This is a genomic window from Methylobacterium sp. 1030, from assembly GCF_040544715.1.
Lineage (GTDB): Bacteria > Pseudomonadota > Alphaproteobacteria > Rhizobiales > Beijerinckiaceae > Methylobacterium.
In genome coordinates this window covers 407,034-428,439 of record NZ_JBEPKM010000002.1, presented here as the reverse complement: position 1 = coordinate 428,439, position 21,406 = coordinate 407,034, and the positions used below count along the sequence as shown (strand labels likewise).

Below are 21,406 nucleotides of genomic sequence, written 5' to 3'. Positions count from 1 at the left end.
GTGAGGCAGGCGTTGCGTTGGCTGGCCTGGGTTGGGGCGACAGTCGCCAGCCTCGCCCTGCTCAGCCAGCCGGTCGGGACGCAGGCCCAGCTCGCCATGAGCCTCGCCGCCATGGCGGTGATGATCGTGCTGTGGGCCGTGCTCGACGGACCGCGCACGCGGTTCGTCTTCATGGCGCTCGGCAGCCTCGTGGTGCTGCGCTACATCCTGTGGCGGCTCACCAACACGCTGCCCTCGCCGGGCGACCCGGTCAGCTTCGGCTTCGGCCTGATCCTGCTGGTGGCCGAGCTCTACTGCGTCTTCATCCTGTTCGTCAGCCTGATCATCAACGCGGACCCGCTGCGGCGCGACCCGCCGCCGGCTGCCCCAGCCGCCGACCTGCCCACGGTCGACGTGTTCGTCCCGAGCTACAACGAGGATGCCGCGATCCTCGCCATGACCCTGGCGGCGGCGCGACAGCTGAACTACCCGCCCGAGAAGCTCACGGTGTGGCTGCTCGACGACGGCGGTACCGACCAGAAGTGCAGCGATGCCGACCCGGCCAAGGCCGCGGCGGCGCGCGCCCGTCGGGGCGAGCTGCAGTCGCTCTGTGACGAGCTCGGCGCCCGCTACCTCACCCGCGCCCGGAACGAGCACGCGAAGGCGGGCAACCTCAACAACGGTCTCGCCCATGCCCGGGGGGACCTCGTGGCGGTGCTGGACGCCGACCACGTCCCGTTCCGCTCGTTCCTGACCGAGACCGTCGGCTATTTCGCGCAGGATCCGCGCCTGTTTCTCGTGCAGACGCCGCACGCGTTCCTCAACCCCGACCCGGTCGAGCGCAATCTGCGGACCTTCGAGCGCATGCCCTCGGAGAACGAGATGTTCTACGCGGTCACGCAGCGCGGCCTCGACAAGTGGAACGGCTCGTTCTTCTGCGGCTCGGCGGCCCTTCTGCGCCGCACCGCCCTCGACGAGGCCGGCGGCTTCTCGGGCATCACCATCACGGAGGATTGCGAGACCGCCTTCGAGCTGCACTCGCGCAACTGGAACAGCGCCTACGTCGACAAGCCGCTGATCGCCGGCCTGCAGCCCGACACACTGGCGGACTTCATCGGCCAGCGCTCCCGCTGGTGCCAGGGGATGTTCCAGATCCTGCTGCTGAAGAACCCGGCCTTCCAGAAGGGCCTCAAGCCCATTCAGAAGATCGCCTACCTCTCCAGCATGACCTTCTGGTTCTTCCCGATCCCGCGGCTGATCTTCATGTTCGCGCCGCTGCTGCACATCTTCTTCGACCTGAAGATCTTCGTGGCCAGCGTGGACGAGTCGATCGCCTACACGCTGACCTACATCATCATCAACTTGATGATCCAGAACTATATCTACGGCAAGTTCCGATGGCCGTTCGTGTCGGAACTCTACGAGTACATCCAGGGGGTCTACCTGGCCAAGGCGATCGTCTCGGTCATCGCGTCGCCCCGCAAGCCGACCTTCAACGTCACCAACAAGGGGGCGACCCTCGACCACGACCACATCTCGTCGCTCGCCCTTCCGTTTTTCCTGATCTACCTGCTCCTGATGCTCGGCTGCGCCGTCGCGGCGTGGCGCTACCTGTACGAGCCCGGCGTGACCAACCTCATGCTGGTGGTCGGGCTGTGGAACTTCTTCAACCTGCTCACCGCGGGCGCGTCCCTCGGGGTCTGTGCCGAGCGGCGCCAGCTCGAGCGCACGCCCTCCCTGGCGATCGATCGCCGCGGCGTCCTCACGGTCGCCGGGCACAGCGTCGACGTCTCGATCGAGCGCGTCTCCGCCGAAGCCTGCACCCTGCGCCTCCTCGGCGGCGCCCTCGATCCGGGGCTCACGCGGCCGCCGCTGCGGGGGACGCTCAGCGTCGAGCCGACGGCCGGCGCGCGCCGGACCGCGCCGCTTCCGGTCCACCTGGACCAGGCGACGCGCGACGGACAGGAGCTCGTCATGCGGGTGAACTTCGGCACGCTGGCCATCCGCGACTACCCCGCGCTCGCGGGACTCATGTACGGGGACGCCGAGGCGATGCGGCGCTTCCAGCTGCTGCGGCGGCGGCACAAGGATATTCCCACCGGCACGCTGCAATTCGCGTGGTGGGGCTTGGTCGAGCCGTTCCGCGCACTCCGCTATCTTCTCGCGAGCCGTCGCCCCAGGCCCGTCGAGATCGAGGAGGCGCCGATCTACGACGCACCGCACGACGCCGCCGCGGCGCCGGTGCCGGCTCCGGTGCCGTCCGTCCCGGCACCGGCGGCCCCCGCTGCGGCGCCGTCGCTGCCCGCGACCGCCAAACCCACCGACATCGAGAGCGGGGACGACTGGGTCCGCCTGATGATGGATTACGAGAACGAGCGCACCCTGGCCGAGCTTCGCGGCCGGCGCACGAGCGCGGCGTGACGGCGATGGGTGCTCGGCTCTGCCTCCCCGTGCTGGGACTGCTGCTCGGTCTCGCGAGCGTTCCTGCCCTGGCCCAGAGCTTCCTGGGCTCGGGGCCGGCGGAACGGCTGACGGTCCCGCCGAGCGGCAACGCCCTGCGCGCGCCGTCCGAGGACGGGTCGGGCCCCGCACGCCGGCCGGACGCGTCGGCGACGGAGACGCGGCCGACCGCGCGCCCGTCCGAGCCGCCCCGGACCGCCGCGCCTCAGACGGTGCCGCGCGCGGCGATCCAGGCGACCATCGCGCCGGCGCGACGGCTTCCGTCCGGCCCGCGCGGCTTCCGCCTGACCGGGGAAGAGGATTCCCTACGCTACCCCGTCTACCTCACCGAGGCGCAGACGCGGGGACCGGCACGGCTGCGCCTCTCCTACCTGTCGGCGATCTCGGTGGCGCCGGAGAGTTCCGAACTCGCTGCCTTCGTCAACGGGACGAAGGTCGGCTGGACCCGCATCCAGGCGCCCGGTGCCGTGAAGGTGGTGGAGTTCGCCATCGGCGACGGCGTGCTGAAGCCCGGCTACAACGCCGTCACCTTCACCGCCAGCCAGCGCCACCGCGTCGACTGCTCGGTCGGGGCGACCTACGAATTGTGGACGCAGATCGACCCGTCGCGATCCGGCCTCGTGGTCCCGACGGCGACCGACATGGACGTCCGGTCCCTCGCCGCGGCGGAGCCGGACGAGAGCGGCGCCCTGCCGATCCAGGTCATCCTGAACGAGCGTCCGAACCTGGCCCGCCTTGAGCGGATGATCGAGGCGGTGCAGGCCCTCGCCCTCGTGGGGCGGGTCGCCCGTCCGACCGTGACCTTCGGCCCTCCCCTGCAGGGCCGGAACGGCATCAACCTCGTCGTCGGTACCGCCTCCGAGATCGCCGGCGTCGAGGGCGTTCCCGAGTTGGGCCCGATCACCGGTCCGCGCCTCGCCATCCTGCCGTCGCGGCCGAACACACCGCCGACCCTGGTGGTCACCGGGGCCCGCGACGAGGACGTCCGTCAGGCCATCACCAACATCGCCGTGCCGGCCGACACCGGGACGCCGGGCGGGCTCAAGGCTGTCCAGCTCTTCCGCGGCTACATGGTGCACGGTGGCGAGAAACTGACGCTCGACCGCCTCGGCGTGACGTCCCGCGAGTTCTCGGGGCGCCTGCTCCATGTCGGCTTCGCCCTCCGCTTTCCCGGGGATTTCGTCCCGGCCGATTACGGCAAGGTGATGCTCCACCTGGCCGGGGCCTACGTGGCCGGGCTCTCTTCGGACGCCCGCATCGTCATCGACATCAACGGGCGCAACGCGGCCAGCGTCCCGCTACCCGACGGGCGCGGCGAGGTGTTCGACGACAGCGCGATCCCCCTGCCCTTCAGCCTCTGGCGCCCCGGGGTGAACCACGTCGAGATCTCGGCGCAGCTGCCGAACGCCGCCGACCAGGTCTGTGACACCCTCAGCCCGGCGGCCAAGCAGGCGCGCTTCCTGTTCCTCGACCGCTCGCGGATCGAGATCCCGCATTTCGCCCGGGCGGCGCGCAGCCCCGACCTCGCGGCGATCAAGGGGGGCGCCGTACCGTTCGTCGTCCCGGGGCAGCGCGCGCGCCTCGTGCTGCCGACGCCCGACCGCGACAGCGCCGACGCGGCCGCGACCCTCGCCGCCCGACTGGCGATGGCGGCCGAGCGCGTCATCGATTTCGAGGTCGTGACCCAGCAGCAGGTCGTGTCCGACACGAGCCAGCTCGTGGTCGCGCCCGCCCGCGCCCTCGACCCGGCGCTCCTGGAATCGGTCGGTTTCGATCCGCAGCAGGTCCAGCGGGTCTGGGAAGGCCGCGCCGACATGGTGGCCACCCCGGGCCAGTTCGGTCCCGAAGGCGTGCTCACCCTCGATCGGCTGCGCCGCAACCTCCCGATGCGTTGCGCCCTGCCGACCCTGATCCCGCAGGTGCGCCCGGCGCAGCCCGCCCCGGCCCAGCAGGCGCCGCCGTCCCAGGGCGAGACGAGCGCCGGGCCCTCCCCGACCACGGCTCCGGCCCCCTCGCCGGGCTCCGCGTCGGACCGTGAGCTCATCGACCGCTGGGAGGCGTCGACACGCGGCTCGCGCCAGATCTGGGCGGCCCTGGACTCCGTCTGGAACGAGATCACCGGCACGGTGCACTCCCTGCGCCAGACGATCACGGCGCAGGTGAAGCCGGACGAAACGGTCGAGGTTCCGGCCACGGCCTCGCTGCTCATCGCTGAGGGACCCCCGGTCCAGGCGAGCAACACCGTGATCGTGACCGCGCCGAACGCGTCGCTGCTGAAGGCGTCCGTCTCCTGCCTCGTCGACCCGGTGGTCTGGGCGAGGCTCGGCGGCAGCGCCGCCTTCCTCGACGCGTCGAACGGCACGCTGGTGACGTCCCGGCCCGAGCGGATCGAGATCGTCGAGACGCAGCCGCGATCTCTGCCGAACCTGCGCCTCGTGTCCGCGGCTTGGCTGTCGATCAACACGGAATACTACGTGGGCATGACCCTCGCGATGGCTCTCTGCCTCGGCCTGGCCACCACGAGCCTCGTGCGCAACGTCGGCAGGAAGAATCCATGAGCCGCCGCGCCCGCACCCCCCTGGCCGCAGCTTTCCTCGCCGCGGCGATCCTGCCCGCGGCGGCGGCCTCGCCCCAGGACGAGCCCGCCGTGCCTCCGAGTACCGCGCAGCCGGGCACGCAGCCCGCGCAGGCGCCCCGGACCGCGACCCAGGGGCTCGCCGGCAAGCTCGGCAACGACGCCGCGTGGCGGGCCTACCGCGCGCGGTTCATCACCGACCAGGGGCGCGTGGTCGACACCGCGAACGGTCAGATCAGCCACAGCGAGGGCCAGGGCTACGGCATGCTGCTCGCCGTGGCGGCCGGTGATCGGGTCAGCTTCGAGCGGATCTGGGGCTGGACCCGGGCCAACCTGATGGTCCGCGGCGACGAGCTGCTGGCGTGGCGCTGGTCACCCGACAAGCGTCCGGCGGTGAGCGACATGAACAACGCCACCGACGGCGACATCCTGATCGCCTGGGCGCTCACCGAGGCGGCCGAGGCCTGGAACGAGCCGAGCTACCGGACCGCCGCGCGCCGGATCGCCATCGAGTTCGGGCGCAAGACCATCCTGTTCCGGGACTCTCACGGGGCGCTGCTGCTCCCCGCGGTCTCGGGCTTCTCGGCCCGGGAGCGCCCGGACGGTCCGCTGATCAACCTCTCCTACTGGATCTTCCCCGCCTTCCCGCGCCTCGCCCTCGTCGCGCCGGAATACGACTGGGCGGCCCTGACGCGCAGCGGCCTCGCCCTGCTGCGGCAGTCGCGCTTCGGTCCGAGCAACCTGCCCACCGAGTGGATCTCCGCCAAGGAGGCGCCGCGTCCCGCGAACGGCTTCCCGCCGCTGTTCTCTTACAACGCCATCCGGATCCCGCTCTACCTCGTCTGGGCGGGGCTGGTGCGGCCCGACGACCTCGCGCCGTTCCAGGCCCTGTGGTCGGGCGCCGATCGGGAACGGCTGCCGATCGTCGACACCGGCGACGGGCGGAAGGTCGAGTGGCTCACCGAGGCCGGCTACATGGGGCTCCCGGCCCTGGTGGCCTGCGCCCTCGACGGGACGCCCTTCCCCGAGGATGCGCGCGGCGACATCGGCAACCAGAACTACTACCCGGCCACTCTGAGCCTCCTCGCCCTGACCGCGGCCCGCATGCGTTACCCGTCATGCCTGAAGTCCTGACCGGTCGTCCGCCGGCACGCCTCCGACCGGCCGCGCCCTGCCTCCTGATGCTGGCGCTCACTGCCGCGCCGGCCGCCGCGCAGGTCGACGCGCGACCCGGTCCCGCGCCGCAGTCTCCCGCCGCGCCGACACGGTCCGAGCCCCGCATCGTCTACGGCGACGGCCCGCGCGCGCCGGCGATCCTGGCCGACCCGGCCACGTCGCGCACGACCGACATGGTCGACGAGAGCGCGCTGCGCTACTACGCGGCCCAGAAGCAGACGGCTCGGATGAAGGCCGAGATCGCCCGCCTGAAGCGGCTCTATCCCGGCTGGAACGAGCCGCCGGACCTCAACGCACTGCAGCCGAGCCCGCCCGAAGAGGCGCCCCTGTGGGACCTCTTCACCGCGGGGCGGTTCGACGACCTCCGCGCGGCGATCGTCGCGCGCAGGTCGATCGACCCCGCGTGGCAGCCCTCCGAGGAGCTCGCGCGCAAGCTCCGCCGGGCCGAGTTCCGGTCCCGGATCACGGCGCTCACCGGCAAGGACGCCGACGCGATCATCGACCTCTACCGCGCCGATTCCGGCGCCCTCGATCCGCTCGACGTCCAGAGCATCTGGATGGTCGCCGACGCCCTGGGCGATACCGGCTCGGGCGACGAGGCCTTCGAGCTCTACAAGTCGATCCTCGACGGCAACGCCGATTCCGGCGTGCGCCTCGCCACCATCCAGAAGGCGATGGCGCATCTGCGCATGGCGCAGGCGGAGCGCCTGATCGAGATGGGGCATCGGGGCGCGAACGGGGCGTCGGAATTCGACGCGATCCGCCTCGACATCACCCGTGCCCGGATCGCGGCCTTCCTGCACGAGGAGAGCGCCGAGACCCCGACCCCCGCCGATCTCGCGGCCTTCCAGGCCGTCGCCCGCAAGAGCGGCGATCCCACCCAGACGAGCCTCCTCGGCTGGTACGCCTACAAGCGCCGCCAGTTCCGGGAGGCGCTCGAATGGTTCAAGCAGGCGATCGCCCGGGGCGGCGACGCGATGGTCGCCCACGGGCTCGCCCTGACCCTGCGCCAGCTCGACATGGCGCGCGAGGCCGAGGAGGTCGCCTACGCGTGGCGCGACAAGTTCGTGGGCAACGAGCTGCTCTACATCGACATCCTGGAGCAGAAGCTGACGCTGCCCCGCCCGCCCGCCATCGAGCCCGCGCGCATCGCCCGCTACGCCCAAGTCGTGACGGCCTCCACCTCGGGCGAAGGCGCCCAGGGGCTGGCGTGGTACGCCTACAATTCCTGCCAGTTCGACACGGCGCTGGAGTGGTTCCAGCGGGCCGTCGCCTGGATGCCGAGCGAGGGGACCGTCTTCGGCTACGCCCTCACGCTGCAGCGCCTGAAGCGGCAGCGTCCGTACCTCGAGGTCGTGAACCGCTACGACGGCCTCTTCGCGAAGGTGGTCGACCTGCTGTTCCGCGAGAATGCCGGCGGGTCGCCGCTGCCCTGCGACCCCGTGCCCGCCGCCGCCGGGCCCGCACCCGGGCGGCACGCCGCGCCCGCGGCGCGGGTCGAGACGCCGCCGATCAACCGGGTGCCGCGGCCGGACCTGCCGCCGGCCGGCGCGGACGCCAAGCCCCTCGCCGTGCAGCGCAACGAGTTCCCCCTGGCGGTCTCCATGGAGAACGCGCTCCGCTACCCGCCGCCGGGGCTCGTGCGGGTCCTGGCCGAGCCCGTTCCCGCGGGGACCTACGCCCGCGAGCCCTCGAACCCGGCGCCGCCCCTGGTGGCCCGGCGCGTGCCCGGCGCGGGCCCGATGCCCTACGAGCGGTTCGGCTACGCCCTGCTCCCGGACTATCGCGGCGTCGACAAGCCCGAATTCCTGTCGCCGCCCGCCGCCGGCACCCTGTGGCAGGACCAGCAGGCCGAGCGCGGGCGACCCGAGAATTCCGAGGCGAAGCGGTTCCAGCTGCCCGCGCGCTCGGCCTACGACACCTCCGCCACGACCGAGCGGACCACCCCGTGAGGCGCGCCGCGATCCGTACGGCCCGGCTCTGCGCCCTGGCGTGTCTCCTGCTGCCCGCCGTCGCGCGGGCGCAGACGGTCCCGGTCCTGACCCTGCCCGGCGCCGGGACGCTGACCGCGGTGATCGAGACGCGCGAGCGCGACGGGTTCGACCAGCGGCTGCGCTATGCCGGCGGCGACGGTCGCAACCACGCCGAGATCGCCCTGCGCCGGGAGACCGCCGACCTGCTCCTCGCCTTCCCGCCGCGGCTGGCCAAGCCCAGCGAGTTCGGGATCGCGGGGGAGATCGCCGTCCGGTTTCCCGGGCAGGCGATGACGGTGCGGCCGCCGCTGCGGAACGCCTACGGCCCGGTGGGCATCGCGCTCGGCGCCGACTGCCTCTACGCGTGGCAGTGGATCGAGAGCGGACGCGGCGCCGCGTCCGCCGGCGGGCAGCCGCCCGCTCTGTTCCAGGCGGAGCCGCTCGCGCGCCGCGCGATCTCCCTGCGGATCCGGCTGTGCCGCACGGCCGAGGCCAGCCTCGGCGACCTCGTGCGGGCGGTGGAGGGCCTCAGGATCGCCCTGCCCGGCACCCGCCCCCCGCCGGTTGTCGCGCGCGTCCCGCCGCGTCGGGTCGCGCCGCGGGCCGCCGTCCGCCGCCCGAGCCGGCCGGCCGCGGCCGAGGCACGCCGAGACGAGGTTCCGCCGGTGCGGACGCCGGCCGCGTCACCGCCGCAGGTGCCCGTGGCGTCGCCCGTCGCGCCACCCGCGGCGCCGCCCGTCGCGCCGCCGGCACCGTCCCCGAGCGCCGGGGCGCCGGATCAGAAGCGCTACATCGTGCCGCCGACCCCCCAGACCCCCGCACCGGTGCTGCCGGAGCCGGGCGGCCAGCGCTACATCATTGAGGGGAGCGGCAGCGGGATCGCACCGAAGCCGGCGCCGGGGCAGGCCCCCGGTGAGACCTTCTTCCGCGACCTACCGCCGGAGGCCTATCGGCCGCCGAACTGAGTTCAGGTCCGGGCGCCCGCCTCGGATCTGAGCCGTCAGAGCACGAAACGCCCGAGCTCGTTCGCCGGGAAGGTTCGGAAGCGCCGGTATCCGCCCTGCACCGCCTGGGCGAGGGACGCGACGCCCGCGAGATCGCCCGCCTCGGCCCTGCGGGAATCCGCCTCGGTCAGGACGAGGCCCACCGTGATCGAGACCGCGCTGATCGCGACCGGCACGGCGAGAACGTGTCGGCCGGTCAGCCCGTCGGAGGCGACCACGTCGACCGCGTAGAGGCTGAACAGGTAGGCGCGCTCCGCGATCAGCGTCCGCGCCTCCGCCAGGACGTAGCGCGGCTCCTCCCCCGGCAGCCGGCGATATCGGGAGATGTCCGGTGCCATCGCTCCCCCGAGCGGCGAGCCTTGGCGGATCCAGGCGGCGATCAGGCGGCGATCCGCTCCGGCTTATCCTCGCTCGCGGCCGGCTCCGGCCCGGCGGGGTCCCGGCTGGCGCGGAAATGATCGAGGATGCTGTCGCCCAGACCGTCGAGCACGAGGTCGGTCGCGGCCTGGACCTCCGGGTCGACCTCCTCGGGCCGGTACCAGGCCAGGATCTGCTCGGGCAGCGCGTCGAGGATCGCGCCCACCGGGTTGACCGGCTCGGCCGCGGCAGGCCCGTCCGCGGCGTCGGCGATCGCCACGACGACCGGGGTCGCCGTATCGGTCTCCTCCGCGAAAGCGGTCCGGCGCTGGCTCTCCAGGGCGGCGCGCCACGCGGCGTCGGCGGCCTCGGCCTCACGGCGGGCGGTCTCGCGCGCCAGCGCCTGGGCGGCGATGGCGCGGGCCACCTCGCGCGCCTCGTCGCGGGCCGCCTCGGCCTCGTAGCGGTTGAGCAGCGTGATGACCGGGTGCATCTCCGGATCCGACAGGTCGCCGCAGGCTCCGATGGCGGATTCGATGAGGCGCCGCGACAGGCCGGTGCCCCGGACCGGGGCCGCCGCGCGGGCGAGTTCCTGCCAGGCGGAGAGCGCCGCCTGCATCGCCGGCAGGAGCGCTTCGGGCAGCCCGGCGCGGTCGTGCAGGTCCGCGAACAGGCGCGGGTCGCGCATGGCCCGGGCGACCCCGGCATGATCCTGCCCCGACAGGTCGGCCAGGGCGGCGAGCGCGAAGTCCGTCCGGCCCGAGAGCACGGCGCGCAGGATCAGGCCCGCGGTCAGCTGCCGGCTTGCGCGCAGATGGGTCACCAGCCGCGTCACGGCGGCCGCGCCGAAGCCCTCGCAAGCCTCGAGCGCGACGCGCTCGCCGGCCTCGCGGCTCATCCGGTCCAAGCGCTCGGCGCCGAGCCAAGCGCGGTCGGTGACGAAGTCGGTGAGCGCCCGCGCCACCGCGATCCCGAGGGCATGGCGCACCTCCGGCGGCAGGTCGGCGCGGGCGAGGAGCGCCTCGCGCAGGGCGGCCTCGTCGCCGCGGCGCTCGATCATGCGCAGCATCCGGCCCGCGGTGATCTTCGCCGTCGGATTGGCCGCGAGTACGACCAGCGTGTCGGTCTCGCCGATCTCCGCCAGGGCGCCCGCGACCGCGTGCGAGAGGTGGTGCCGGGCGGCGATCACCGCGCGGGTGGCCTCGTCGCCGAGGGCGGCCGCGTCCACGAGGTCGGCGTCGGTGAGGACCGGCGAGCGGGCGAGCACCGGCCGCGCCACCTCGGGAACGTCGGAGGACAGAGCGACGACCAGCGGGCGCGGCGCCCGCGCCGAGGCCGCGCAGGTCTCGGCGAGCGCCCGGCGCACGAGCGGCGACGGGTCGTCGAGGAGCGCGAGCAGCGCGGTCTTGGCCTCCCAGGCCGCGTCGGCGCCCAGGTCGCCGTAGAGGTAGGTCCGGGCCAGCGTCGCGGTCGCCTCGGCCCGGCGCTCGGCCGAGGCGTCCTGCGTCCAGGCCAGAAAGTCGCGGATGATCATCGACCGCTCCGGGGGGCAAACAGGCTGGTCCTGCTGCCGGACATGGACGCCGCGGCCGCGAGTTCCGCGGGTCGGCGGGGCGGCAGCGGCGGATTGAGGAGGGCGGCGCCCGGCGGCGTCGCCGCCGGTCCCGCCGTTGCGCCCGTGATGGCACCCGTGATGGCACCCGTGACGGCGGGCTCCGCGACGGCGACGCGCGGTGGCGGCTCGGCGTCGGAGCGCGGGAAATAGGTCGGCGCCGCGTGCTGCACCGGCGCGGCGCTGTTGCGCGCCTGCCAGAGACGGGCCGCGGCGTCGGAGGCCGCGCCGCGCTGGTCTGTCTGGAACAGGCTGCGCAGGTCCGAGGTCCCGCCGAACGCGGTCGCCGCGCTGGCGTAGGCCGAGACGGCCTGCGGCGCCGCGGCGCCGTCCTGGCGCAGGCCGGTGAGGTCGGTGGCCGCGGCGCCCTGGGCCGCCGCCGAGAGGCTGGCATAGAGTTCGGCAGCACTCCGCGGCCGGCCGGCGCGGTCGTAGAACAGCGCCCGGTTGGCACCGGCCGCCTCCGGCAGGTCGAGGGCGGCGGCGCGCTCGGGGAAGGCGCGGGCGGTCGAGATCAGGGCGGCCGCGCCCTTCGCGCCCAGCACGTGGGCCGCGTAGAGATCGCCCGCGGTCGGCTCGCGACCGAGGGCGCCCGTGAGGGCGTCGGCGTTCTGCTGGGTCAGCGCGCCGGCCAGCGTCGCGGAGATCTTGGGATCGCGGCGCAGGTCGAGGATCGCCTGCCGCTGGCCGGCGTCGGGAACCGTGTAGGTGCCGTCCGACTGCCGGGTGATCGCGTCGGCCTGCGCCTGCAGGCCGAGCCGCGGCCCGGCATTCTTCATCACGCCGAGCCAGGTCTGCTCGATGAACTGGAACAGGCCGGTGGCCGAGGAGGTGCCGGCCTTGGCGGCGGGATCGAGGGCGGATTCCCGCCGCGCCGTGGCGAGGAGATAGTCGAAGCCGACGCCGCTCGCCGTCGCCCCGTCGCGGATGGCCTGGACCACCGGCCCGGAGGCGGGCGTGCCCGGCAGCGCCCGCGCCTGGGGCGGCGGGCTCTCCGGTGGGCTCGACGGCGTGGTGAACAGGAACATCCGGGCGGGCACGGTGCTGGAGACCGCCCGAACCTGCGCCCGCTATGGTAAACAAGTCCTCAATCGGCCGCGCGCGACCGGTTCCTGTTTCAGGACCCGGTGAACTCCCCCGCGCCCTTCGGTCGGCGCATCTGAAAGCGCGTGTCGGCGGTGGCGTGGAAATAGTCGAAGTACCCGCCGCGCATGATCGGGTGCATCGCCGCCGTATCGACCATGCCATCCGCGACGTACCGCTCGTCGACGTAGATCGACACCACCTGCCCGATCACCAGGAAGTTCTCCGCCTCCCCGCCCGAGAGGGGCACCAGCGGCACGGTCTGGAGCCACCGGCACTCCAGGGCCGCCGGCGAGGCGGCCACGCGCGGCGGCCGCACCTTCTGCGAGGGCGCGGTCTCCAGGTTGGCGAAGGCGAACTCGCTCGTTCCGCGCGGCAGCGGCGCCGAGGAATCGTTCATCCCGTCGCGCAGGTCCCAGGTGGCGAGACTGCAGACGAACTCCCGGCCCTCCTCGGCGAAGGTCATCGCGTCCTTCCGGCCCGAGGAGGAGAACGCGACCATGTTGTCGGCCACGGCGTTGAAGAACGAGTAGGGCGCGAGGTTGAGCGCGCCCGCGCGGTTCATGGCGCTGATCCAGCCGATCGGTCGCGGCGCGACGATGGCCTTCAGCGGGTTGTGCGGGAGGGCGCGCGACTCGCGCGGCAGGTCGAGGTCGTAGTGCACGGCCGGTCCCTTCAGAGGTAGGTGACGATCTCGTCGAGGGCCGGCCGCGGCCGGTCGGAGGGCACCTCGCGCGCCCGGCCGATATGGACGAAGCCGGCGAGCTTCTCGGTGGGCGCGAGGCCGAGGGCGTCGAGCACGCGGCGGTCGTAGGCGCACCACTCGGTCAGCCACGACGTGGCGAAGCCGGCGGCGTTCGCGGCGATCACGAGGTTCATGGTGGCGGCACCGGCGGAGAGCACCTGCTCCCAGTCCGGGATCTTCACGTGCGGGCCCGCCCGCGAGACCACCGCGACGACGACCGGCGCGTGGGTCAGGCGGGCGCGTTCCTGCGCGAGCCGCTCGGGCGCCGCGTCGGGATTGTCGGCCGCGAAGGTCGCCGCGATGACCTCGCCAACCTTCGCCCGGGCCTCGCCGGCGATGACGATGAAGCGCCAGGGCGCGAGCTTGCCGTGGTCGGGCACCCGCGAGGCGGCCGTCAGGATGGATTCCAGCTGCGCCCTGTCGGGCCCGGGCTCGTCCAGCAGCGCCGGCGGCACCGAGCGTCGGGTCTTCAGGAGATCGAGGGTGGCGGTCATGCGCTCCGTCCCGGTATCGCGTCCCGACCGGGATGTGGCATGCGCGGGCCGCCGGTGGAAGAGCGGCCTTGCCGCCGCCACGGTCGGGAGTCAGAGGCAGGCCCGGACGATCCGGTGTCGCGACCGGCGAGACGAGCAGAGAAGGGCCGACCGATGCGCATGAGGCTTGCAGCGACCGCGCTGGCGATGCTCGCCGCCGGCCCGCCGGCCGCGCTCGCGCAGCAGGACCCGTTCCAGAACCGGCTCGGCGGCGCCCTGCCCTCGCCGTCGATCACGACCCCGAACCTGCCGCCGTCCCTGCCCCCGGCCGAGCCGGACGCGCAGCTGTCCCTGTCGGCGCTCCTGTCGGGACCGGGCACGGCCCTGCGCCAGGGGCTCGCGTGGCGGATCTACGAGGATCGCGGCGACGGCACGCGGCCGTCGATCGTCGCCCGCTCGACCGAGGCCGAGCCGCATTTCACCCTCGCGCCGGGCGCCTACGTGGCGACCGTGACCTACGGCTTCGCCAGCGCCTCGAAGCGGATCGTGATGGGCGGGCAGCCGACGACCGACACGCTGCGGGTGGCCGCCGGCGCCCTGAAGCTCGCGGGTGCGGTGGGCGATCAGAAGATCCCGCCCGGTCAGGTGATGTTCTCGGTCTTCGTCCCGGTCGGGACCAATTCCGAGGGCCGGCTCGTGCGCGCCGGCATCAAGACCGGCGAGCTGCTGCGCCTGCCGGAGGGCACGTACCACGTCGTCTCGACCTACGGAGAATCGAACGCGATCCAGCGCGCGGACCTGCGCGTCGAGAACGGCAAGGTCACGGAGGCGACACTCAACCATCGCGCCGCGACGGTGACCCTGAAGCTCGTCGCCGCCCCCGGCGCCGAGGCCTTCGCGGGCACCGCCTTCTCGGTCCTCACCCCCGGCGGCGACACGATCCGCGAGGCGATCGGCGCCTTCCCGCAGGTCACCCTGGCGGAGGGCGACTACGTGCTGATCGCCCGCCACGACGGGCAGGTCTACACCCGGGAGTTCAAGGTCGAGAGCGGGCTCGACCGCGACATCGAGGTCGTGGCGAAGTCCGGCTGACGCTCCCGGGCCGACGGCTCGGCGTCGTTCTCAGGCGAAGCGCCGCGCCAGCGCCACGCAGGCGGCCACGGCCAGGGCGGCGGCGATCATGGCGGGCTCGATGTGCTCGCCGAGGACCAGCGCGGCCACGCCGAGGCCCAGGAACGGCTGCAGCAGCTGCAGCTGGCCGACCGACGCGATGCCGCCGCGCGCCAGGGCGCGGTACCAGAACACGAAGCCGATGAGCATGCTGAACAGCGCGACGTAGCCGAGTCCCGCCCAGGCCGGCAGCGGGATCGCCGCCAGCTCGGCCGGCCGGAGCAGCAGCGCGAGGGGCAGGCTCACGGGCAGCGACAGGACGGTGGCCCAGGCGATCACCTGCCAGCCGCCCAACCGGCGGGCCAGGACGCCGCCCTCGGCGTAGCCGAGTCCGCAGAGCAGGATCGCGGCCAGCATGAAGGCGTCGCCGGGACCCGGCGGACCGTCGAGCCCCCGCGCGGCGAAGCCGACCGTGACCAGCGCGCCGGTGATCGAGAGCAGCCAGAAGACCGGTGACGGTCGCTCGCCGGAGCGCAGCGCGCCGAACAGGGCGGTGGCGAGGGGCAGCAGGCCGACGAAGACGGTGCCGTGCGCGGCGCCGACCGTGCGCAGGGCCAGGGCGGTGAGGAGCGGGAAGCCGACCACGACGCCCGCGGCCACGATGGCGAGCGCCGGGAGATCGGTGCGCCGCGGGCGCGCCTGCCGGAGCGCCAGCAGAGCGGCCGCGCCGGCGAGGCCGGCGAGCGCCGCCCGGGCCGCGCTGAGGAACAGGGCGTCCATGCCGGTCAGCGCGAGGCGCGTCGCGACCAGCGACGCGCTGAAGATCGCGACGCCGATGAGGCCGTCCACCCAGGCGCCGGTCGCCGGTCCGCGCGTCGTCTCGATCACTCCCCCCGCCACGGCTGTCCCCTCCCGATACGTGCGGGTCCCGGCATGCCGTGCCGGGGCGCGGTCGGCCAGGAACGGTGGGGGCGCGGCCGGGCAATCTGTCCCGGTCGATCTTCGATACAGTTGGCCACCCCGTTCACCGCGTCGGAGCCTCGTGAGGGGTGTCGCCGCGCGGGTCGTGCGCCGGCCGAAGGTTCCATGTTCCGCGCATTAACATTTCCGTGCAGTCGCGGAACGATGCGCCCGAGGCGGCCATTTCAGACCACCCATACCGGGCCACTGGAGTACACCATGCGCCGCCTCGTCATCGCCGCCTTCGCCGCCGCCGCCCTCGCCGGGCCCGCGCTCGCCGCCAACGAGGCGCCGCAGACGGTCGCGCCCAAATTCGAGACCGTGCCGCAGGACGCGGTGCTCAGCTACAACCTCATCGGTCTCAACGTGACCGACGCGCAGAACAACACGGTCGGCGAGATCAAGGACCTCGTGATCGATCACGGGAAGCTGGCCGGTTACATCGTCTCGGTGGGCGGCTTCCTCGGCCTGGGCGAGCGCTACGTCGCGGTCTCGCCGAGCTCGATCGCGCTGGGCTACGACGCCGACGCGAAGAAGTGGAAGGCCATCATCGGCGCCAGCAAGGACCAGCTGAAGGCGGCGCCGGAGTTTAAGTACGAGGGCAAGTTCAAGCGCTGAGGCACACCGCCGCGGCCGGGCCCAGCGCCCGGCCGACCCGGCGCCCCGCACTCAGACGGAGGCGTCGAGGGCCTGTCGCGCCAGGCGGGCGACGAGGGCCTCCCGCTTGGCCTGGCGCAGCACGATCCGCGCCGCGGCCCGCGCGTTGGACGCGCGCAGCTCGGCCCGCGGGCCGCCGTCGCGCAGGGCGCGCCACGCCAGCGCGCGGAACCAGCGGACGTTGGCCAGCGCCGCCGCCCTGCGGCTCAGCGGCCCGCCGACATCCAGCGGCTTCTCGAGTGTTCCGGACGTCATGGTCTCGATCCTGAAGCGCGACTCGCCGCTTGTCCGATTATGGAACAACAGATGGCGATTCCACGGGAGCTGAGCAATAGTGTTGCCAACGTGAACTTTTGAATCGAGCGCGAAGACTGCGCATCCACGAAATGAGGTAGTCCCGCCCCGGGACGGCACCGGGCGACGGGGCGCCGCGCGGCAGGCGATCCTGCGGGAACGCCGCGGCGGGGACCCGACTTCCCGCAACGGGAAGCCGGTGCGGCGCCGATCCGGGCCGGTCGATCTGGAGAGCCGGTCGCGTGCCGACGATTTTCGATGCCCATACCTTCGCCCTCACGGCGCATGCGGGTCAGCTCGACAAGGGCGGCGAGCCGTGCATGCGGCACCTGGAACGCGTTGCGAACGCCGCCCAGACCCGGGCCGGTCACGCCCGACTCATCGACGGGCTCGACATCGACCCGATGCGAGTCATGCAGGCGGCGCTCCTGCACGATGTGCTGGAGGACACGCCGCGTACGGCGGCGGACCTCCGCGCCGCCGGCTTCGAGGCCGACATCGTCGAGACGGTGACGCTTCTCACGAAGCCGCAGAGTCGGATCGCGTATTCCGAGCGGATCACCACCCTGATCGCGGCCGGCAACCTCGCCGCGCTGCTGATCAAGATGTCCGATACCGAGGACAACCTCTGCCCGACCCGGATCCCGCCCAACGCCGCGTTCCTGCGCGAGCGCTACGCGACGGCGTTCGAGCGCCTGAAGGCGGCGGCGGCGGCGCGCGGGTACACCGGCCGCTGAGCACCAACCCAGGCGGGGAACATTCGCGCGAGCGTCCGGTAGATGATGCAACGCCCGGGCTGACCGCCGAGGTTCCGGACCCGGGGATGTGAGTGCCGGAGAAGCGCCGATGACACCGTCGATCCGTTCACCCGCCGCGATCAGCGACGAGGGGCGCCACGCCCGCGACCGCGGCGATCCGATCACCGCCAACCCCTATCCGGCGGATTCGGAATCCTGGGCCACCTGGGATCGCGGCTACCGGATGCCCGACGAGCAGGCGCGCGCCGCCACCCCGGCTGCGGTCCGGGAGGACGCGCCACCGGAAGCATCGTGATCCGGGACCCGTGCCGGCCGGTCGGCGACGCGGTCGGAACAGCGGCGGTGGCGCGGGGTTGCCCGCACGACCGGTAACGGCTCCGCGAGAGCGATTGCCGGACCGAGAGGGAGATCCGCCATGAAGGTCACGAGTCTCGCCATCGCCGCCCTCCTCGCGGCCGCGATTCCCGCCACGGCAGCCGAGAATGCCGGCAGCGCGACCAGCCGGTCGGGCACGGCCAACAGCACCGGCCCGAGCGACGCGGGGTCCGGCTCGACACCCGGCGCCGCCGGGAGTGGCCCGTCGACCGGCTCGATGAGCCGCTCCGGTACGACGAACAGCACCGGCCCGAACGATGCCGGATCCGGCTCCAAGCCGCCGGCCGGCGGCCGCTGACGGGACCGCGTCGCGCAGCGAGCGGCGCGGAGATCCTGTTTGGCGATATCGCCAAACAGGATCTCCGCGCCCTCACACGCTACAGGGAGGATCCATGTCGGCACGCACCCGCATCTCACTCGCCGCTCTTCTGCTGCTCGGCCTCGCCGCCTGCGACGACAAGCAGGCGCAGAACAACACGCCGACGAAACCCGACTCCACCAAGATGGAGCCGCAATCGGCGCCGAACACGCAGAAGCGCTAGAGCCGTTCCCGAACGGGGCAGGTGCGGACGGGGACGCTCGCCTAGCCGCCGCTGTTCGTTACGCGGGTCCGTTGCCTCTGTGGCGGAGGCCACACGTCTCTGCGGCCCGACCGGGGAACCCGGTCATCCGGACCGTCGCGACACCTCCGGGGTCGGCACCGGCGACGGCCGGGCATCCCGGGCGGTCAAGTCCGGATCGGCGAGGGACTTGTCTCGGATTGGCCGGTGGTTGCGCCGGTCGGCGGATCGCCGGACGGGTCGGCGATCGGCGGTACGGCGGCGCCGAAGCCGAGAGCCGCCTCGACGAGGATATCGTCGAGCGCGTCCGCGACCCACACGGCGCCGTCGAGGACGGATGTCAGGATTCGAGTCATCTGCACCTCCCTCCCGCATCCCGGGTCGCCGCCGCCGGACGGCGGCGACCCGGGATGCGGTCTTCAACCGGTTCGCACCCGCCGTCTCAGACGAAGTGCATCGGGAGGGCACGGTCCAGGATCTCGACGTAGGTCCCGGCGAGAACCGCGACGGTGGCGGCGGCGACGGCCGTGGCGAGGGCGAAGCGGGCAACGAGGGTCATGGAAGTCTCCATCAGGTCCGCGACTGTGTTCGCGGTGTAACCCTGATGTAAGCTCAAGCTTTCCCCGCCGAGGTGCTGCGGCACACCCCGGCGATGAACTGGCCGGAGCGGCCTATATCGCCGGGCTCCTCAGTCGGCGCGTCAGGCGGCGCGCACGGTCGCGAGGAACCGACCGACCTCGGCGGACAGGTGCTCGGACTGGCGCGACAGCTCCGAGGCCGCGCCGAGAACCTGGCTCGCCGCCGCGCCGGTCTCCTCCGCGGCGCCGGCCACGCCGGCGATGTTGCTGGTCACCTCGCCGGTGCCCTGCGCGGCCTGGGTGACGTTGCGGACGATCTCCTGCGTCGCCGCGCCCTGCTCCTCGACGGCGGCCGCGATCGAGGTGGCGACGCTGTTGATCTCGCGGATGCGCCCGGTGATCGTCCCGATGGCGGAGACCGCCTGACCGGTCACGCCCTGGATCCGGCCGATCTGACTGGAGATCTCCCCGGTCGCGCGGGCGGTCTGCTCCGCCAGCGCCTTCACCTCGGAGGCGACGACCGCGAAGCCGCGGCCCGCCGCGCCCGCGCGGGCGGCCTCGATCGTGGCGTTCAGCGCCAGGAGGTTGGTCTGACCGGCGATCGAGGAGATCAGGCCCACCACGTCGCCGATCTTGGCGACGGCGCCGCTGAGTTCCTGGACGAGGGCGCCGGTCTCGTCCGCCTCGCCGGCGGCGGAGCGGGCCAGCTCGGCCGAACCCTGGACCTGGCGCCCGATCTCCTGGACGGAGGCGCCGAGTTCCTCGGCGGCGGCCGCGACGGTGCTGACGTTCGAGGCGGCCTCCTCGGCGGCGGCCGCGACCGCCCCCGACTGCGCCGAGGTCTGGCCTGCCATGGCCGACATGGAGCCGGCGGTGGCCTGCAGCTCGGTCGCGGAGGCCGAGACCTGCCCGACGATGCCGCCGACCGCCGCCTCGAAGCTGTCGGCCATCTGGCGCATGCCGATCCGGCGCTGCTCCTCGGCGGCGAGGCGCGCCTGCGCGGTCTCGGCCTCCAGCGCCTTCATCTGGATAAGACCCTGCTTGAACACCGCGACGGCCGACGCGATGGTGCCGATCTCGGTCTTCTCGCCCTGATGCGGGATTTCGGCCGACAGGTCGCCGGCGATCAGCGCCTGCATCGGCCGCACCACCGCGGCGATGCCGCGGGTGACGCCGAGGACGATGATCACGCCCGACAGAACGGAGACCGCCACGGCGAGAGCGATCGCGACGAGGCTCACCGTCCAGGTCTCGTTGAAGACGGCGGTGCCCTGGGCCTGCGCGGCATCGGCGCCGGCGTTGTTGATGGCGATCAGCTTCTCGAGAGCCTTGGAAGCGGCGCGGCGCGGGATGAGGCCCTTCGTCTCGTAGAGCTGATAGGCCTCGGTCTTCTTCCCGGCCCGCGACAGGTCGACGACGTCGTTGCGCACCGCCTTGAAGGTCTGAGATTCCTGGTTGAACGCGTCGAAGAGCGACCGCTCTTCGGGCGAGCTGAGCAGGCCCTTGTAGACGGCGACCCGGTCGGCCAGCTTCCGGTCGAAGCTGTCCATATCCTTCTCGATGCTGGCGAGCAGCGCCGGATCGGTCGCCTGCGTGTGCCGCAGGAGAAGGCCGCTGCTGCGGGCGGTCAGCGTGTCGATCTCGCCCAGCGCCCGGATGCTCGGCAGCCAGTTCGTATCGATCTCAACCGCCTGCTCGCGCAATTTGCGCGTACTCACGAGCCCGAGCACGCCGAGCCCGATCACGAAAACGGTCAGGACCGAGAAGGCCACGACCAGCTTTGTACGAATGGAGACACTCTGTAGCGACACGGCGGCCTCGACGGAGCCGAATAGAACAATTCTGCGGCTGCACGACGCACGATTAGCGAAATGTATTTAATATCCGCTAATCAGACCTTCCCCTGACTCGCGGGCTGTCGCTCGCCGTCTCACGGAGGGATGCCGGTTTCGCGGCTTGGATCTCCGCGGCGGCGCCCGCGCGGACGCGGGGCGGCACCCGACGGGCTCGCCCGCGCCCGAGGCGCCTGCCGGTGTGCCTATCTGGCCGCCGGTTGGGGCATCTTCACGATCTTGCCGTCGGGCAGGATGATGTCGCCCGGGCTCTGTCCGGCCGCGCAGGGACCGATGTAGGTGGCGTCGATCACCATCTGGCGTCGCACGGGCTCCTTGGCGTTCGGCATGCCGGTCAGCGTCGTATCCACCTCCATGTGGATCTTGCTGTTGAAGTCGCCGCTGATCTCGGTCGTGCCCGCGGCCGAGATCGGGCCGAGCTTGCACTCGGTCTCGCCCTTGTAGCCGGTGCTCGTCTTGACGATGGTGCGCTTCGCGCAGTTCTGGCCGCCCCCGAACGCGGCCTGCGCGATCTGATCGGTCTTCTCGTCGATGCATTGACGCGCGGTCGTGTTGCCGTCGGGCGACGTGGTCTTGCTCTCCCACAGGCCGGCCTTGCGTGCCGGCAACGTCTCGGCGGAGGCCACACTGGTCATCGCGGACAGAATCGCCGCAATCCCGATACCGACGGTACGTGCTCGCATGGATGATCCCTGGCTCTGACGCGACTCAGGCGCCGCAACGGGGCGTGGCTAACCGATGCGATACAGGCGAACAAGTCGATCCTGGACCAGCGTTCGCTCCGGAACACTGGAGGGGATCGGCACTTCGGCCGCGGATACCCG

The 21,406-nt window shown here is 72.7% G+C and carries 21 protein-coding genes; 11 read left to right on the top strand and 10 right to left on the bottom strand.

Going from position 1 to position 21,406, the window contains the following annotated elements:
• The 5 genes from bcsA to bcsN are packed head-to-tail and all read left to right on the top strand — an operon-like array spanning position 1 to position 9,128.
• Positions 1-2,400 carry a UDP-forming cellulose synthase catalytic subunit gene (gene bcsA, locus ABIC30_RS04360; protein ID WP_354454189.1) on the top strand — a complete coding sequence of 800 codons (2,400 nt, stop codon included), beginning with the start codon at positions 1-3 and terminating at the stop codon, positions 2,398-2,400.
• Between the two features lie 5 nt (positions 2,401-2,405).
• Positions 2,406-4,997, top strand: a complete 2,592-nt coding sequence (locus ABIC30_RS04355) for a cellulose biosynthesis cyclic di-GMP-binding regulatory protein BcsB (protein ID WP_354454217.1) — start codon at positions 2,406-2,408, stop codon at positions 4,995-4,997.
• Positions 4,994-6,148 (top strand): family 8 glycosyl hydrolase, encoded by a 1,155-nt coding sequence (locus ABIC30_RS04350; RefSeq protein ID WP_100251035.1) that lies wholly within the window; start codon positions 4,994-4,996, stop codon positions 6,146-6,148. Before ABIC30_RS04355 ends, ABIC30_RS04350 begins: the two co-directional genes overlap by 4 nt.
• Positions 6,133-8,142, top strand: coding sequence for a hypothetical protein (locus tag ABIC30_RS04345; RefSeq protein ID WP_354454187.1), 2,010 nt, complete (start codon positions 6,133-6,135; stop codon positions 8,140-8,142). Before ABIC30_RS04350 ends, ABIC30_RS04345 begins: the two co-directional genes overlap by 16 nt.
• A complete protein-coding gene (bcsN, locus tag ABIC30_RS04340; protein WP_354454185.1) occupies positions 8,139-9,128 on the top strand; it encodes a cellulose biosynthesis protein BcsN in 990 nt (329 codons plus the stop codon). Before ABIC30_RS04345 ends, bcsN begins: the two co-directional genes overlap by 4 nt.
• A 35-nt stretch (positions 9,129-9,163) precedes the next feature.
• Here bcsN and ABIC30_RS04335 read toward each other — a convergent pair whose 3' ends face one another.
• From ABIC30_RS04335 to ABIC30_RS04315, 5 genes are all read right to left on the bottom strand, one after another.
• Positions 9,164-9,505 (bottom strand): hypothetical protein, encoded by a 342-nt coding sequence (locus ABIC30_RS04335; RefSeq protein WP_082557710.1) that lies wholly within the window; start codon positions 9,503-9,505, stop codon positions 9,164-9,166.
• A gap of 41 nt (positions 9,506-9,546) precedes the next feature.
• Positions 9,547-11,058, bottom strand: coding sequence for a DUF2336 domain-containing protein (locus ABIC30_RS04330; RefSeq protein WP_091678823.1), 1,512 nt, complete (start codon positions 11,056-11,058; stop codon positions 9,547-9,549).
• Complete coding sequence (locus tag ABIC30_RS04325) at positions 11,055-12,164, bottom strand: lytic transglycosylase domain-containing protein (RefSeq protein ID WP_354454215.1); 1,110 nt, start codon at positions 12,162-12,164, stop codon at positions 11,055-11,057. Before ABIC30_RS04325 ends, ABIC30_RS04330 begins: the two co-directional genes overlap by 4 nt.
• 89 nt (positions 12,165-12,253) lie before the next feature.
• Complete coding sequence (locus ABIC30_RS04320; RefSeq protein WP_020091635.1) at positions 12,254-12,883, bottom strand: flavin reductase family protein; 630 nt, start codon at positions 12,881-12,883, stop codon at positions 12,254-12,256.
• Positions 12,884-12,894: 11 nt separating this feature from the next.
• Entirely contained in the window at positions 12,895-13,458 is a 564-nt protein-coding gene (locus ABIC30_RS04315; protein WP_020091634.1) for a nitroreductase family protein, read from the bottom strand.
• 153 nt (positions 13,459-13,611) lie between these two features.
• Between ABIC30_RS04315 and ABIC30_RS04310 the strand changes: the two genes are divergently transcribed.
• Complete coding sequence (locus tag ABIC30_RS04310; protein ID WP_026604700.1) at positions 13,612-14,529, top strand: RgsD C-terminal domain-containing protein; 918 nt, start codon at positions 13,612-13,614, stop codon at positions 14,527-14,529.
• Positions 14,530-14,559: 30 nt separating this feature from the next.
• Here the strand turns inward: ABIC30_RS04310 and ABIC30_RS04305 are convergent, their stop codons facing one another.
• Complete coding sequence (locus ABIC30_RS04305) at positions 14,560-15,447, bottom strand: DMT family transporter (RefSeq protein ID WP_103985209.1); 888 nt, start codon at positions 15,445-15,447, stop codon at positions 14,560-14,562.
• 279 nt (positions 15,448-15,726) lie between these two features.
• Between ABIC30_RS04305 and ABIC30_RS04300 the strand changes: the two genes are divergently transcribed.
• Complete coding sequence (locus tag ABIC30_RS04300; protein WP_020091631.1) at positions 15,727-16,125, top strand: PRC-barrel domain-containing protein; 399 nt, start codon at positions 15,727-15,729, stop codon at positions 16,123-16,125.
• A 51-nt stretch (positions 16,126-16,176) separates the two neighbouring features.
• On the opposite strand, the gene ABIC30_RS04295 is transcribed toward ABIC30_RS04300, so the two are convergent.
• Positions 16,177-16,419, bottom strand: coding sequence for a hypothetical protein (locus tag ABIC30_RS04295; protein WP_020091630.1), 243 nt, complete (start codon positions 16,417-16,419; stop codon positions 16,177-16,179).
• A 281-nt stretch (positions 16,420-16,700) separates the two neighbouring features.
• Between ABIC30_RS04295 and ABIC30_RS04290 the strand changes: the two genes are divergently transcribed.
• The 4 genes from ABIC30_RS04290 to ABIC30_RS04275 all read left to right on the top strand — a co-directional run bounded on the left by ABIC30_RS04290 (position 16,701) and on the right by ABIC30_RS04275 (position 18,133).
• Positions 16,701-17,195 carry an HD domain-containing protein gene (locus ABIC30_RS04290; RefSeq protein WP_020091629.1) on the top strand — a complete coding sequence of 165 codons (495 nt, stop codon included), beginning with the start codon at positions 16,701-16,703 and terminating at the stop codon, positions 17,193-17,195.
• A 109-nt stretch (positions 17,196-17,304) separates the two neighbouring features.
• Positions 17,305-17,511 (top strand): hypothetical protein, encoded by a 207-nt coding sequence (locus ABIC30_RS04285; protein ID WP_354454180.1) that lies wholly within the window; start codon positions 17,305-17,307, stop codon positions 17,509-17,511.
• A 120-nt stretch (positions 17,512-17,631) separates the two neighbouring features.
• Positions 17,632-17,889, top strand: a complete 258-nt coding sequence (locus ABIC30_RS04280) for a hypothetical protein (protein ID WP_020091627.1) — start codon at positions 17,632-17,634, stop codon at positions 17,887-17,889.
• Positions 17,890-17,983: 94 nt separating this feature from the next.
• Positions 17,984-18,133, top strand: a complete 150-nt coding sequence (locus tag ABIC30_RS04275; protein WP_020091626.1) for a hypothetical protein — start codon at positions 17,984-17,986, stop codon at positions 18,131-18,133.
• Positions 18,134-18,318: 185 nt separating this feature from the next.
• Here ABIC30_RS04275 and ABIC30_RS04270 read toward each other — a convergent pair whose 3' ends face one another.
• From ABIC30_RS04270 to ABIC30_RS04260, 3 genes are all read right to left on the bottom strand, one after another.
• A complete protein-coding gene (locus ABIC30_RS04270; protein ID WP_354454178.1) occupies positions 18,319-18,507 on the bottom strand; it encodes a hypothetical protein in 189 nt (62 codons plus the stop codon).
• Positions 18,508-18,851: 344 nt separating this feature from the next.
• Positions 18,852-20,540, bottom strand: coding sequence for a methyl-accepting chemotaxis protein (locus ABIC30_RS04265; protein WP_354454176.1), 1,689 nt, complete (start codon positions 20,538-20,540; stop codon positions 18,852-18,854).
• A gap of 227 nt (positions 20,541-20,767) precedes the next feature.
• Positions 20,768-21,217: a DUF3617 domain-containing protein gene (locus ABIC30_RS04260; protein WP_020091622.1), complete on the bottom strand. Its 450-nt coding sequence runs from the start codon at positions 21,215-21,217 to the stop codon at positions 20,768-20,770.
• Positions 21,218-21,406 lie beyond the last annotated feature (189 nt).

Bases quoted from the DNA above. Each gene is read 5' to 3' on its own strand.
- ABIC30_RS04285 (WP_354454180.1), top strand. From the start codon at position 17,305: ATGACACCGTCGATCCGTTCACCCGCCGCGATCAGCGACGAGGGGCGC.
- ABIC30_RS04315 (WP_020091634.1), bottom strand. From the start codon at position 13,458: ATGACCGCCACCCTCGATCTCCTGAAGACCCGACGCTCGGTGCCGCCG.
- ABIC30_RS04295 (WP_020091630.1), bottom strand. From the start codon at position 16,419: ATGACGTCCGGAACACTCGAGAAGCCGCTGGATGTCGGCGGGCCGCTG.
- ABIC30_RS04270 (WP_354454178.1), bottom strand. From the start codon at position 18,507: ATGACTCGAATCCTGACATCCGTCCTCGACGGCGCCGTGTGGGTCGCG.
- ABIC30_RS04310 (WP_026604700.1), top strand. From the start codon at position 13,612: ATGCGCATGAGGCTTGCAGCGACCGCGCTGGCGATGCTCGCCGCCGGC.
- ABIC30_RS04335 (WP_082557710.1), bottom strand. From the start codon at position 9,505: ATGGCACCGGACATCTCCCGATATCGCCGGCTGCCGGGGGAGGAGCCG.
- ABIC30_RS04280 (WP_020091627.1), top strand. From the start codon at position 17,632: ATGAAGGTCACGAGTCTCGCCATCGCCGCCCTCCTCGCGGCCGCGATT.
- ABIC30_RS04275 (WP_020091626.1), top strand. From the start codon at position 17,984: ATGTCGGCACGCACCCGCATCTCACTCGCCGCTCTTCTGCTGCTCGGC.
- ABIC30_RS04330 (WP_091678823.1), bottom strand. From the start codon at position 11,058: ATGATCATCCGCGACTTTCTGGCCTGGACGCAGGACGCCTCGGCCGAG.
- ABIC30_RS04345 (WP_354454187.1), top strand. From the start codon at position 6,133: ATGCCTGAAGTCCTGACCGGTCGTCCGCCGGCACGCCTCCGACCGGCC.
- ABIC30_RS04300 (WP_020091631.1), top strand. From the start codon at position 15,727: ATGCGCCGCCTCGTCATCGCCGCCTTCGCCGCCGCCGCCCTCGCCGGG.
- ABIC30_RS04355 (WP_354454217.1), top strand. From the start codon at position 2,406: ATGGGTGCTCGGCTCTGCCTCCCCGTGCTGGGACTGCTGCTCGGTCTC.
- ABIC30_RS04260 (WP_020091622.1), bottom strand. From the start codon at position 21,217: ATGACCAGTGTGGCCTCCGCCGAGACGTTGCCGGCACGCAAGGCCGGC.
- ABIC30_RS04325 (WP_354454215.1), bottom strand. From the start codon at position 12,164: ATGTTCCTGTTCACCACGCCGTCGAGCCCACCGGAGAGCCCGCCGCCC.
- ABIC30_RS04350 (WP_100251035.1), top strand. From the start codon at position 4,994: ATGAGCCGCCGCGCCCGCACCCCCCTGGCCGCAGCTTTCCTCGCCGCG.